This is a genomic window from Pseudomonas sp. R45(2017) (assembly GCF_002112305.1).
GTDB lineage: Bacteria > Pseudomonadota > Gammaproteobacteria > Pseudomonadales > Pseudomonadaceae > Aquipseudomonas > Aquipseudomonas paraglycinae.
Genome location: NZ_NEHH01000005.1, coordinates 270,066 through 281,716, shown reverse-complemented (window position 1 = coordinate 281,716; position 11,651 = coordinate 270,066). Strand labels below are relative to the sequence as shown.

Sequence of the window (11,651 nt, the reverse complement as noted above, 5' to 3'; positions counted from 1 at the left end):
GGCTTTAGGTGCGACCAGAAAAGCCAGATTTGCGAGGGTGCGGGATTCCAGAGTAATTGCTTTCATGATTGAACTCCTTGTTCGTTGCTGCTTCGTGGTTAATTGGTGTCACCTCCGTGGCGACGACTTAATAATAGTTTGTAATGGATTAATCGCAAGCAAATATTAAGTAGGAATAATCCAGTAATTTTGTCGGAGTGATCTTTGGCTGGAAATGGGTGTGTAAGTTAAATTTCAGTAAATAAAGTATTCGCGGAAATATCCTGCAAGTCTGCAGGACAATAAGTGTAGGAAAGCAACGTTAAAGGCAAAAAGAAGGGGAGCCCCAGGCTCCCCTTCTTTATACGCATCGATACCGTTAGCTGTTCGGCAGCAGGCGGCAGGTGATGCTCTTGATGTAGCGGGTTTCCGGGATGGCCGGGTGTACCGGGTGATCCGGACCCTGACCGCCACGCTCCAGCAGCTGGATATTGCGGTCCAGGTGACGGGCGCTGGTCAGCAGGATGTTCTGCAGGTCGTCTTCCGGCAGGTGCATCGAGCACGAAGCGCTGAACAGGATGCCGTCCTTGGTGAGCAGGCGCATGGCTTGCTCGTTCAGGCGACGGTAGGCGCCTTCACCGTTCTTCAGGTCTTTCTTGCGCTTGATGAACGCAGGCGGGTCGGCAACGATCACATCGAAGCGCTCTTCGCTGGCCTTGAGTTCTTTCAGGGCTTCGAACACGTCGCCTTCGATGCAGGTCATCTTGTCGGCGAAGCCGTTCAGTGCGGCGTTACGCTCAACGCCGTCGAGGGCGAAGCCCGATGCGTCGACGCAGAACACTTCGCTGGCGCCGAATGCAGCAGCCTGCACACCCCAGCCACCGATGTAGCTGTAGAGGTCCAGTACGCGTTTGCCTTTGGCGTAAGGGGCCAGGCGGGCGCGGTTCATGCGGTGGTCGTAGAACCAGCCGGTTTTCTGACCTTGAACCACTGGCGCTTCGAACTTCACGCCGTTCTCTTCCAGCGCCACCCACTCCGGCACCACGCCGAATACGGTTTCGGTGTAACGCTCGAGGCCTTCGGCATCGCGCGCGGCGGAGTCATTCTTGAACAGGATGCCGCTTGGCTTGAGCACCTGGGTCAGCGCCGCGATCACGTCATCTTTATGGGCTTCCATGGTCGCCGAGGCGAGCTGGACCACGAGGATGTCGCCGAAACGGTCGACCACCAGACCCGGCAGCAGGTCGGAATCGCCGTAGACCAAGCGATAGAACGGCTTGTCGAACAGGCGCTCGCGCAGCGACAGGGCTACGTTCAGGCGATGCACCAGCAGCGACTTGTCCAGCGGCAGCTTGATGTCGCGCGACAGCAGGCGCGCGCAGATCAGGTTGTTCGGGCTCATGGCGACGATGCCCAGCGGCTTGCCGCCGGCGGCTTCGAGGATCGCCTGGTCGCCGGCCTTGAAGCCGTGCAACGGGGTCGCGGCCACGTCGATTTCGTTGCTGTAGATCCACAGGTGACCGGCGCGCAGGCGACGGTCGGCGTTGGCTTTGAGGCGCAAGCTAGGCAGGGACATGACGTCGCTCCGGAAAAAAGAGCGGGAGTATACCGTGTTGCGCCTTATGCCGGGTTTGGCGTGCGATGAAACGCGGCTGACCTCATCACGAGCAGGCCCGCCCCGTATCCATACGCTTATGCTCTATGCCGACAGCGCGTCGATCAGCGCATTGCTGAACGCCGGAATATCGTCCGGTTGGCGGCTGCTGATCAGGTGGCCGTCTTTTACTACCTCCTGATCAACCCAGTTCGCCCCCGCATTCACCAGATCGTCCTTGACGGTCTTGTAGCTGGTCATGGTCTTGCCATTGACCAGCCCTGCCGAAATCAGCAGCCAGCTGCCATGACAGATCACTGCGATCGGCTTGCCGGCGGACGCACCGGTCTTGACCAGGTGCTGGGCGTCCTGGTCGATGCGGATGGTGTCAGAGTTCTGCACACCGCCCGGGAGCACCACGGCATCGTATTGATCGATGCTTGCGCCCTGGAAGGTCTGGTCGACCTTGAAGTCGTCCGCAGGTTTATCGTGATTCCAGCCTTTGACGCTGCCGGCTTCGGCGGAGAGGATGTCAACCTGCGCTCCCGCCTGCTCCAGTGCCTTTTTGGGGCCAGTCAGTTCAACCTGCTCGAAACCGTCGGTTACCAGAAAAGCGACGCGCTTGCCGCTGAGAGAAGTCGCCATCGTTAAGCTCCTGAGTCTGTTGGAATTACTGCCCGCGACAGATGGGGAACTGCTCCGGGCACTACAGATTCCGAAGGCTGGTGGAAAGTGAAAGTTCCTGCGAATTGCCCACTGGTGTGTCGTCCGTCGGTTTTTAGAGGTTAGAATCGCCGCCTGTCCCAGAGTGTGTACTTATGTCCCAAGAGCTGACCACCGAACAGATTCAACAGTCCCTGCAAGGCATCAGCGTGCCCGCGCAGCCGCAGATCATGGTGGATCTGCAAATGGAGCAGTACATGCCCGACCCCGACCTGGAGACGATCGCCAAGCTGATCTCCCAGGATCCTGGCCTGTCCGGCTCGCTGCTGAAAATCGTCAATTCGCCCTATTACGGCCTGAGCAACAAGATCACCTCGATCAAGCGCGCGGTGAATCTGTTGGGCAGTCGCTCGATCATCAATCTGATCAACGCGATGTCGATCAAGGGCGAAATGAACGATGACACCATCGTCACCCTCAACCGTTTCTGGGACACCGCCCAGGACGTGGCCATGACCTGCCTGACCCTGGCCAAGCGCGTTGGCACCGAGGCGAGCGACGAGGCTTATGCCTTGGGTCTTTTCCATGATTGCGGCGTGCCGCTGATGCTTCAGCGTTTCCCCGACTACATGACCACGCTGGAGACGGCCTATGCCAATGCGAGTGCCGAGCGCCGGGTCGTGGACACCGAGAACGATGTCTACAACACCAACCACTCGGTGGTCGGTTACTACACCGCCAAATCCTGGCGCCTGCCGGAGCATGTCAGCGCGGCCATCGCCAACCACCACAATGCCTTGGCGATCTTCAGCGATGAAACTTCGCGCAACAGCCAGATGAAAAACCTGCTGGCGATCCTGAAAATGGCCGAGCACATCTGCGCGTCGTACCGGGTGCTGGGCAACCAGACCGAAGACTTCGAATGGCAGGCCGTCGGGCCGCTGGTGCTGGAATACATCGGCCTCTCGGATTACGACTTCGAAACGTTGAAGCAAACCATCCGCGAACTTGGCGCACACTGATTTAGCAAACTGATTCGAGACCCCCATGCCTGAATTGCCGGAAGTCGAAACCACCCGCCGCGGCATCGCCCCGCACCTGGAGGGCCAGCGCGTCAGCCGGGTGATCGTGCGTGACCGGCGGCTGCGCTGGCCGATTCCCGAAGACCTCGATGTGCGCCTGTCCGGGCAGCGCATCGTGCTGGTCGAGCGGCGCGCCAAGTATCTGCTGATCAACGCCGAAGTCGGCACGCTGATCAGCCACTTGGGCATGTCGGGTAACTTGCGGCTGGTTGAGGTCGGGATGCCAGCGGCCAAGCATGAGCATGTCGATATCGAACTGGAGTCGGGCCTGGCCCTGCGCTACACCGATCCGCGGCGTTTCGGGGCGATGCTCTGGAGCACCGACCCGCTCAATCACGAATTGCTGATTCGCCTGGGGCCTGAGCCGTTGACCGATCTGTTCGATGGCGAGCGCTTGTATCAGCTGTCGCGCGGGCGCTCGATGGCGGTCAAGCCGTTCATCATGGACAACGCCGTGGTGGTGGGGGTTGGCAATATCTACGCGACCGAAGCGCTGTTCGCCGCCGGTATCGATCCGCGTCGCGAAGCCAAAGGCATTTCCCGGGCGCGGTATTTGAAGCTGGCGATCGAGATCAAACGCATCCTCGCTGCCGCCATCGAGCGCGGCGGCACCACGTTGCGTGATTTCATCGGTGGCGACGGGCAGCCGGGGTATTTCCAGCAGGAACTGTTTGTCTACGGTCGCGGCGGCGAGCACTGCAAGGTCTGCGGAACGGGCCTGCGGGAAATGAAGCTCGGTCAGCGCGCGAGCGTCTGGTGCCCGCGCTGCCAGAGCTGAGCAAAGACTCCGAAAAAGTCCTACGGTCTATAGTGAGTTGTCTCACTGTTCAGCTCGAAGGATCGTGCCATGAAGTCCTTGCAAACCCTCATCGTCGCCCTGCTGCTGTGCTTCAGCCTGACCGTTCAGGCCACGGAAGGCGGCAGCGGTGATCCGCGTTACGCCATCCAGAATCCACCGGCCTACGCCATGCTCGGCGATCTGCTGATTGCCCGACCATTGCTGGTGGTGGCAACGGTGATCGGTGCCGGGGCGTTCGTGGTGTCGTTGCCGTTCACCGCGCTGGGTGGCGGGATTGGCGATGCGGGGGAGGCGCTGGTGGTGGCGCCGGCGAAAGCGGCGTTCGTGCGATGCCTGGGCTGCACAGGGGAGGGATTCGAGCAGCGCGAATGACGCGATCGCAGCCGGGAGCTGCGATCGTATTCAGTGGCTCAAGCCTTGCCGGTGATCTTGCGGTACTTCTCCATCAACTGTTCTTCAGTCTCCGGATGAGCTTCGTCCAGTGGAATGCAATCCACCGGGCAGACCTGCTGGCACTGCGGCTCGTCGTAGTGGCCGACGCACTGGGTGCACAGGTTCGGGTCGATCACGTAGATCTCTTCGCCTTGGGAAATGGCGGCGTTCGGGCACTCGGGTTCGCAGACGTCGCAGTTGATGCAATCGTCGGTGATGATCAGGGACATGCTAACTCCAGCCGGGGCGGGGAGCCCGGGCGCTATGAATCAATGCGCGCAATTGTGCCGCATTGGCGCCCGTAGTGCACGCGGGCGCCGTTTGAACGGTCGTTACTTCTTGAAGCGCAGGGTCAGAGCTTCGGCCACCGCCGGGTGGACGAACTTGCTGATATCGCCGCCCAGGGCCGCGATTTCCCGCACCAGGGTCGAGGAAATGAACGAATAACGCTCGGACGGGGTGAGAAACAGGCTCTCCACATCCGGGGCCAACTGGCGGTTCATGTTGGCCAGCTGGAATTCGTATTCGAAGTCCGACACCGCGCGCAGGCCACGCAGGAACACGTTGGCGTTCTGCTCTTTGGCGAAATGCGCCAGCAGCGTCGAGAAGCCGACCACTTCCACGTTCGGCAGGTGTTTGGTGACCTCGCGGGCCAGCTCGACCCGTTGTTCCAGCGGGAACAGCGGATTCTTCTTGGGGCTGGCGGCGACGGCGATGATCACGTGGTCGAACAGGCGCGAGGCGCGTTCGACCAGATCGCCATGGCCCTTGGTAATAGGGTCGAAGGTACCTGGGTACAACACTCGGTTCATCGCGTCGTCCTGGCGGGAATCCGTTGGGGAGTCGGATGGTATCGCAGCCGTCCCGGTCGGGAAAGTCGCCTGTTGGGTAAGAAAGCACTATAGACGATCGGAATTTTCGCCTTTTTCACGGGTTTCTCAACCGTTCGCCGAGGGATGTCGCCAGTTGCGCCGTCAGACCGTACACCGACAACTGCGGGTTGGCGCCGATGCTGGTGGGGAACAAAGAGCCGTCATGAATCGACAGATTGCTCAGTTGATGATGGCGGCCGAGGCTGTCGGTGACGGCTGTTTTCGGGTCCTCGCCCATGGCGCAACCGCCCATGACGTGAGCGCTGCCCAGGCGGGTGCGATACAGCTCCAGACTCAGGGTGTCGATCAACGAGCGGGCCTCGGCCAGGCTGTTCACGTAGCGGGCATCGGCGTGCATCGGCATCACCGCTTTGGCGCCGCCGGCGAACTGGATCTCGGCCATGCTGTGGAAAGACCGGCGCAAACCCTCCCAGGTGTAAGGCGACACCTGATAGTCGAGCACCGGCGAGCCGTCACCGCGCAATTCGACGCTGCCGCCCTGGCTATCCGGGTGAAAACCGTCGCGCAGCAGGGCGAGCATCGCGTGGGTATGCGGCAGGTTCGCCATGTGTTGCGCGCTTTCCTGACCGAAACCACCGAGCAACGTGGCGGCCAGCGCCGGGTGCAGCGGCGGTACTTCGAGTTTGTAGGCCATCGGGCCGGTAGTGCCGTCCTTCCACTGGAAATGGTCCGAGTAGATCGACTGCGGCGCACCGTAGAACGGGTTGATCACCTCGTCGAAACGCCCTGCGGACATGTTCACCAGATGCAGGAAAGTGCGCTTGCCCAGCCGTTTGTGCGGATCCGGTGCATCCGAACGCATCAGCAGCGCCGGGCTGTTGATCCCGCCGCCGGCCAGCACGTAATGCCGCGCCTTGACGGTGATCGTGCGTCCAGTCGGCTCGACGCAACGTTCGTCCATCGCCATGCATTGCAGGCCGGTGACCTTTTCGCCGCTGATCAACAGCTTTTCGGCCCGGGCCAGATAAAGCAGCTCACCACCCTTTTCCAACGTTGCCGGAATGGTCGTGACCATCATCGATTGCTTGGCGTTGGTCGGGCAGCCCATGCCGCAGTAGCCGAGATTCCAGCAGCCGCGCACGTTGCGCGGGATCACGTGCCAGCTGTAGCCGAGCTGTTCGCAGCCTTTGCGGATCACGTCGTTGTTGGCGTTGGGCGGCACCATCCACGGGGCGACGCCGAGACGCTGCTCCATTTTTTCGAACCACGGCGCCATGTCGGCGGGGCTGTGGCCTTTGACGTTGTGTTCTTTGGCCCAGTGTTCGAGGGTCGGCTCGGGCGTGCGAAAACTCGATGTCCAGTTGATCAGCGTGGTGCCGCCGACCGCGCGGCCCTGAAGGATGGTGATCGCGCCATCCTTGCTCATGCGGCCGATACCTTCCTGATAGAGGCTGCTGTAGGCCTGGTCTTCCAGCAGTTTGAAATCGCTGCTGGTCTTGAGCGGGCCTTCTTCGATCAGCAGCACTTTATAGCCGGCGGCGCTGAGGATTTCCGCGGTGGTGCCACCACCGGCGCCGCTGCCGATAATGGCGACGTCGGCTTCCAGGGTCAGGTCATCGGTGAGTTGCGCGCCGTTGTAGGTTTTCCAGCCACGGGCAAGGCCTTCGCGAAACGGGTCGGGTACGGGCATCGATCAGGTTCTCTTATTATTGTTTTGCGTGGGTCGCCAGGCTCAAACGGCGGGCGGGCCGGGGTAACCGCAATGGGCCCAGGATTCGGCGCGGGTGTACCAGGCCATCATCACCATTTGCAGCAATGAGCTGTGGCCCATGCGCAGCAGGCTCAGCGAGCTGTTTTCCCAGCGTTCTAGAAAGTGACGGATCGCCTCGGGGCTGGCGTTTTCCCAACTGCCCCAGATTCCGGTCAATGGCCCGCGCGTCACCGCCATGCCCAGCACATCGAACAGTTGCCGGGTGAGCTTGAGCATTTCCGGCGACAGGTGATCGAGGCTGTAATCCAGCGACTTCAGGGTTCCATCGACAGCGGCGGGCAGCTTTTCCGCAGCAACGGCGCCATCCAGCATCACCGGAATCAGCGCGCGCAGAAACAGCAGATCACCGCTGCGCAACGTGGTGAATCCGTTGGCCGATACGCTCGACGAACAGCCACTCAGGCTGGCACCAAGGCCGGCGGTGGCGAGAAAAGCCGTGGCGCCCAGGCTGAATTTCAGCAGGCCACGGCGCGACAGGGCAGGTGTTTCGGTCAGGCTTGGGTGCATTGTTGTTATTACCCGGCGGTGACGTTAGCGAATGAACAGTTTCTGGATCAGTTTCTGAATCGATTTGCCGTACGGCGGGTAGATCAGCTTCGCCGCGTTGAAGCGCTGTTTGACCAGCACGCCCTTGGCCTTGCTGAACGTCAGGAAACCTTCGTGCCCGTGATAATGGCCCATGCCAGACGGGCCGATGCCGCCGAACGGCATGTCGTCCTGCGCCACGTGCAGCAGCGTGTCGTTGAGGCAGACGCCACCGGAATGGGTTTCGCTGAGTACGCGCTTCTGTTCGCGCTTGTCGTAGCCGAAGTAGTAAAGAGCCAGAGGACGTGGCCGCTGATTGATGTAAGCAAATGCCTGATCCAGATCCTGATACGGCACGATCGGCAGCAGCGGGCCGAAGATTTCGTCCTGCATCACCGTCATCTCGTCGCTGACATTCAGCAACAGGCTGTGCGGCATGCGCCGGCCCTGGCCCTGGTCGAACAGCGGAATCAGCAGCGCGCCCTTGCTGGTGGCGTCGCTGAGGTAGCTGTTGAGCCGCGCCAGTTGGCGCTCGTTGATGATTGCGGTGTAGTCCGGGTTGTCGGCAAGCGTCGGATAAAACCCGCGCACCGCCTGGCGATAGGCTTCGACGAAACCGCCGATGCGCGTTTCCGGCACCAGCACGTAGTCCGGGGCCACGCAGGTCTGGCCGGCGTTGAGGGTCTTGCCGAAAGCGATGCGTTCGGCGGCGTCCTTGAGCGGTACGTCGTGGGAAACGATGGCCGGGGATTTGCCGCCCAGTTCCAGGGTCACCGGTGTCAGGTTTTCTGCCGCTGCGCGCATCACATGCTTGCCGACGCTGGTGGAGCCGGTGAACAGCAGGTGGTCGAAGCGCATCTTGGAAAACGCCACGCCGACATCGGCCTCGCCGAGCACCACGCACACCAGGTCTTCGGGGAAGATCCGCGCCAGCAGTTCCTTGAGCAGCAGGCCGGTGGCCGGGGTCGATTCGCTGAGTTTCAGCATCACCCGGTTGCCGGCCGCGAGCGCGCCGGTCAACGGGCCGATGGCCAGGAACAGCGGGTAGTTCCACGGCACGATGACGCCGACCACACCGAGCGGCTGATACACCACTTTCGCCGATGCCGGCTGGAAAGCCACACCTACTTTGCGCCGCGAAGGTTTCATCCACTGGCTGATGTGCCGGCTGGCGTAGTGAATGCCGTGCAGGCTCGGCATCAGTTCGGCGAGCAGGGTTTCATCGGCGCTGCGGTGGCTGAAATCGGAGCTGATCGCGTCGATGAGGGCCTGCCGTTCGTTGCTCAGCAAATCGCGCAGGGCCTTGAGCCATTGCTGGCGCTGGGCTGCAGGTGGCATCGGGTTGGCGGCGTAGGCGGCACGCTGCGCGTTGAACAGCCGGTTGAGCTCTTCCAGCGGCTGTTGCAGCGTTTGCAGGTAGGCAATATCGGCAGTCATTGGCAGCTCCGGAGATGTTGTTTTGAGGAACTTTTTAGAGTCTATGCTCTAGAAAGTCAAATGGCTTCCTTGCGCATCCTGGTTTTATCCCGCTCCGGATAGGTCGTAAGATGCCCCCCAACGCACTCTGAATTAAAGCTCAAGCCATGGCCCCACGGATCAAAACCAGCGAGCGCATCGTGCAGAACAGCCTCGAGCTGTTCAATCAGCAGGGCGAGCGCAGCATCAGCACCAATCACATCGCCGCCCATATGGAGATTTCTCCGGGCAATCTGTACTACCACTTCCCCAACAAGCAGGCGATCATCGCCGTATTGTTCAGTGAGTACGAAAGCCTGGTGGACAGCTTCCTGCGTCCGCCCCAGGGCCGTGCCGCGACGGTCGAAGACAAGCGTTTCTATCTCAAGGAACTGCTGTCGGCGATGTGGCGCTACCGTTTCCTGCACCGCGATCTCGAGCACCTGCTCGACAGCGATCCGGACCTGGCCGGGCGTTATCGGCGCTTCTCCCAGCGCTGCGTGATCCAGGGCGCGGCGATCTACGAAGGCTTCGTTGCCGCCGGGATCCTGAAGATGGACCGCGTGCAGATCGAATCCCTCACCCTCAACGCGTGGATCATCCTCACCTCTTGGGTGCGCTTCCTGTGCACGACCCGGGAGAATTCCAATCACCTCAGCGAGCAGGCCATCAAGCGTGGCGTGTATCAGGTGCTGGTGCTGGAAGCAGGGTTCGTCACCGAGCAGGCCCGCGATGAGGTCAACGCCTTGTTCGAAGAGTTCTACGTGCCGCTGGCCCAGGCCCTCGAAGAAAGACCGTAATTCCATTTCCTCACTGGAGTCGTTCGCTATGCCGATTGCGCAACTGATCAGCCCGACCGCACTGGATGCCCGCAAGGCGCAACCGGGGCTGGTGATTCTCGATTGCCGTTTTGCCCTCGAAGACCCGGATTACGGCCAGCGCAGCTACGCCGAGGGGCACATTGCCGGGGCACATTTCGCCGATCTTGAACGCGACCTCAGCGGCCCGGTGACCAAGGGTGTGACCGGTCGCCATCCGCTGCCGGAGCCGGCGGCGCTGATCGAACGCCTGCAAGCGTTCGGCATCAATAACGACAGCGACGTGGTTTTGTATGACGACGGCCCGGGCGCCTATGCGGCGCGGGCCTGGTGGTTGCTGGCGTGGCTAGGCAAGCGTGACGGCGTGTTCATTCTCGATGGCGGGCTCAAGGCCTGGCATGCGGCGGGGCTGCCGTTGAGTCTTGATCCACCGTCAGCGGCCCGGGGTAATTTCAGCGGCCAGCCGGACATGAGCCTGCTGCTCAGCGCCGAGCAATTGCAGCAGCGCCTCGGCCAGCCGGCCCTGACCCTGCTCGATGCTCGCGCCTTGCCGCGCTTCAAGGGTGAAGTGGAACCGATCGACCCGATCGCCGGGCACATTCCCGGCGCGCAATGCGCGGCGTTTACCGACAACCTGGGCAGCGACGGGCGTTTCCTGCCGGCCGATCAGCTCAAGCAGCGTTTCGCCGCGAAACTCGGCGAGCGTTCCCCGAACGATCTGGTGGCTTACTGCGGCTCCGGGGTGACGGCGTGTCACAACCTGTTCGCCCTGTGCCTGGCGGGTTATCCGTTGGGTTCGCTGTATGCCGGATCGTGGAGCGAGTGGATCAACGATCCTGCGCGCGGTATCGCTACGGGCGAGTAATCGCTCAGCGATCCAGCCGCGCGCTGCGATAGGCCGCCGGCCCCACGCCGTAAACCTGTTTGAATTGCCGGCTCAGATGGCTCTGGTCGGCAAATCCCAGCTGCGTGGCGACCTCCACCGGCAGGCAGCCGCTCTGCAACAAGCCACGCGCGCAGGCGATCCGCTGCTGCATCAGCCAGCTGTGCGGCGGCATGCCGGTGGCGCGACGGAACACCCGGGCAAAGTGGAAGGGCGAGAGGTTCACGGCCGCCGCCAGTGCTTCCAGCGAGGGCGGCGCCGCCAGTTGCGCGTGCAGCAACTCCTTGGCCATCGCCACCGCGCGGTGCTCTTTGCCGGGATTGCCGTTGATCTGCACCGCTGCGTGACGCTGTAACAGCAACATCATCATTTCGCGCCACACCGTTTGCTGTTGCAGCGCGGTGGCGGGGCTTTCCAGCAAGCGATGCAACTGACAGAAACCGTTGACCAGGTCCGGATCGCGATACAGCGTCGCGCCGAAAGCCGGCATCGGTGCGGTCGGCAGTTCCAGCTCATTCAGCAGCGCGACGATCTGCCCTGTGTCGGGATAAAACGCCCGGTACAGCCAGCCGTCCTCGGTGCCCTTGTGGCCGTTATGCACTTCGTCCGGATTGATCAGCACCAGCGTACCGCTGCCCGCCAGGTGTTCGGCGCCGCGATAACGGTAGCGCTGGGCGCCGGCCATGATCATGCCGATCACATAACCGTCGTGGACGTGCGGGGCGAAACGATGCTCGATGTAGCGCGCGGTCAACAGCTCGACCCCGGCCAGAGGCGCGGCCTGCCAGAAACGGATCGACTCGCCCTGATCGCTCAT

Annotated in this window: 13 protein-coding genes; 5 read left to right on the top strand and 8 right to left on the bottom strand. The window is 61.7% G+C overall.

Annotation, left to right across the window (positions count from 1 at the left end):
- Window positions 1–358 precede the first annotated feature (358 nt).
- Window positions 359–1,555, bottom strand: coding sequence for a class I SAM-dependent rRNA methyltransferase (locus CAF74_RS13830; protein WP_085746706.1), 1,197 nt, complete (start codon window positions 1,553–1,555; stop codon window positions 359–361).
- 123 nt (window positions 1,556–1,678) lie between these two features.
- Window positions 1,679–2,218, bottom strand: a complete 540-nt coding sequence (locus CAF74_RS13825) for a type 1 glutamine amidotransferase domain-containing protein (RefSeq protein ID WP_085746705.1) — start codon at window positions 2,216–2,218, stop codon at window positions 1,679–1,681.
- A gap of 227 nt (window positions 2,219–2,445) precedes the next feature.
- Here CAF74_RS13825 and CAF74_RS13820 point away from each other — a divergent pair, with 227 nt between their 5' ends.
- The 3 genes from CAF74_RS13820 (at window position 2,446) to CAF74_RS13810 (ending at window position 4,489) form a co-directional block, all read left to right on the top strand.
- Window positions 2,446–3,258: an HDOD domain-containing protein gene (locus CAF74_RS13820; RefSeq protein ID WP_166673436.1), complete on the top strand. Its 813-nt coding sequence runs from the start codon at window positions 2,446–2,448 to the stop codon at window positions 3,256–3,258.
- Between the two features lie 25 nt (window positions 3,259–3,283).
- A complete protein-coding gene (gene mutM, locus CAF74_RS13815) occupies window positions 3,284–4,096 on the top strand; it encodes a bifunctional DNA-formamidopyrimidine glycosylase/DNA-(apurinic or apyrimidinic site) lyase (RefSeq protein WP_007953423.1) in 813 nt (270 codons plus the stop codon).
- Window positions 4,097–4,165: 69 nt separating this feature from the next.
- Window positions 4,166–4,489 (top strand): hypothetical protein, encoded by a 324-nt coding sequence (locus CAF74_RS13810; RefSeq protein ID WP_007953415.1) that lies wholly within the window; start codon window positions 4,166–4,168, stop codon window positions 4,487–4,489.
- 38 nt (window positions 4,490–4,527) lie between these two features.
- Here the strand turns inward: CAF74_RS13810 and CAF74_RS13805 are convergent, their stop codons facing one another.
- The 5 genes from CAF74_RS13805 to CAF74_RS13785 form a co-directional block, all read right to left on the bottom strand.
- Window positions 4,528–4,779, bottom strand: coding sequence for a YfhL family 4Fe-4S dicluster ferredoxin (locus CAF74_RS13805; RefSeq protein ID WP_003195146.1), 252 nt, complete (start codon window positions 4,777–4,779; stop codon window positions 4,528–4,530).
- 102 nt (window positions 4,780–4,881) lie between these two features.
- Window positions 4,882–5,361, bottom strand: coding sequence for a pantetheine-phosphate adenylyltransferase (gene coaD / locus CAF74_RS13800; protein WP_007953414.1), 480 nt, complete (start codon window positions 5,359–5,361; stop codon window positions 4,882–4,884).
- Between the two features lie 115 nt (window positions 5,362–5,476).
- Window positions 5,477–7,072, bottom strand: a complete 1,596-nt coding sequence (locus tag CAF74_RS13795) for a GMC family oxidoreductase (RefSeq protein ID WP_085746704.1) — start codon at window positions 7,070–7,072, stop codon at window positions 5,477–5,479.
- 42 nt (window positions 7,073–7,114) lie between these two features.
- Window positions 7,115–7,660, bottom strand: a complete 546-nt coding sequence (locus CAF74_RS13790) for a twin-arginine translocation pathway signal protein (protein WP_085746703.1) — start codon at window positions 7,658–7,660, stop codon at window positions 7,115–7,117.
- A gap of 24 nt (window positions 7,661–7,684) precedes the next feature.
- The gene (locus CAF74_RS13785) at window positions 7,685–9,115 is read right to left on the bottom strand and encodes a coniferyl aldehyde dehydrogenase (RefSeq protein WP_085746702.1); all 1,431 of its coding nucleotides are present in this window, start codon (window positions 9,113–9,115) and stop codon (window positions 7,685–7,687) included.
- 146 nt (window positions 9,116–9,261) lie between these two features.
- Between CAF74_RS13785 and CAF74_RS13780 the strand changes: the two genes are divergently transcribed.
- Window positions 9,262–9,933, top strand: coding sequence for a TetR/AcrR family transcriptional regulator (locus CAF74_RS13780; protein ID WP_007953407.1), 672 nt, complete (start codon window positions 9,262–9,264; stop codon window positions 9,931–9,933).
- A 28-nt stretch (window positions 9,934–9,961) separates the two neighbouring features.
- A complete protein-coding gene (locus CAF74_RS13775) occupies window positions 9,962–10,816 on the top strand; it encodes a sulfurtransferase (protein WP_085746701.1) in 855 nt (284 codons plus the stop codon).
- A gap of 4 nt (window positions 10,817–10,820) precedes the next feature.
- On the opposite strand, the gene CAF74_RS13770 is transcribed toward CAF74_RS13775, so the two are convergent.
- Complete coding sequence (locus tag CAF74_RS13770; protein WP_085746700.1) at window positions 10,821–11,651, bottom strand: AraC family transcriptional regulator; 831 nt, start codon at window positions 11,649–11,651, stop codon at window positions 10,821–10,823.

What these genes read in the sequence shown, in the direction of transcription:
- CAF74_RS13770 (WP_085746700.1), bottom strand. Translation starts at nt 11,651, where the DNA reads ATGAGCGATCAGGGCGAGTCGATCCGTTTCTGGCAGGCCGCGCCTCTG.
- CAF74_RS13810 (WP_007953415.1), top strand. Translation starts at nt 4,166, where the DNA reads ATGAAGTCCTTGCAAACCCTCATCGTCGCCCTGCTGCTGTGCTTCAGC.
- CAF74_RS13785 (WP_085746702.1), bottom strand. Translation starts at nt 9,115, where the DNA reads ATGACTGCCGATATTGCCTACCTGCAAACGCTGCAACAGCCGCTGGAA.
- mutM (WP_007953423.1), top strand. Translation starts at nt 3,284, where the DNA reads ATGCCTGAATTGCCGGAAGTCGAAACCACCCGCCGCGGCATCGCCCCG.
- CAF74_RS13790 (WP_085746703.1), bottom strand. Translation starts at nt 7,660, where the DNA reads ATGCACCCAAGCCTGACCGAAACACCTGCCCTGTCGCGCCGTGGCCTG.
- CAF74_RS13830 (WP_085746706.1), bottom strand. Translation starts at nt 1,555, where the DNA reads ATGTCCCTGCCTAGCTTGCGCCTCAAAGCCAACGCCGACCGTCGCCTG.
- CAF74_RS13805 (WP_003195146.1), bottom strand. Translation starts at nt 4,779, where the DNA reads ATGTCCCTGATCATCACCGACGATTGCATCAACTGCGACGTCTGCGAA.
- coaD (WP_007953414.1), bottom strand. Translation starts at nt 5,361, where the DNA reads ATGAACCGAGTGTTGTACCCAGGTACCTTCGACCCTATTACCAAGGGC.
- CAF74_RS13780 (WP_007953407.1), top strand. Translation starts at nt 9,262, where the DNA reads ATGGCCCCACGGATCAAAACCAGCGAGCGCATCGTGCAGAACAGCCTC.
- CAF74_RS13795 (WP_085746704.1), bottom strand. Translation starts at nt 7,072, where the DNA reads ATGCCCGTACCCGACCCGTTTCGCGAAGGCCTTGCCCGTGGCTGGAAA.
- CAF74_RS13775 (WP_085746701.1), top strand. Translation starts at nt 9,962, where the DNA reads ATGCCGATTGCGCAACTGATCAGCCCGACCGCACTGGATGCCCGCAAG.
- CAF74_RS13825 (WP_085746705.1), bottom strand. Translation starts at nt 2,218, where the DNA reads ATGGCGACTTCTCTCAGCGGCAAGCGCGTCGCTTTTCTGGTAACCGAC.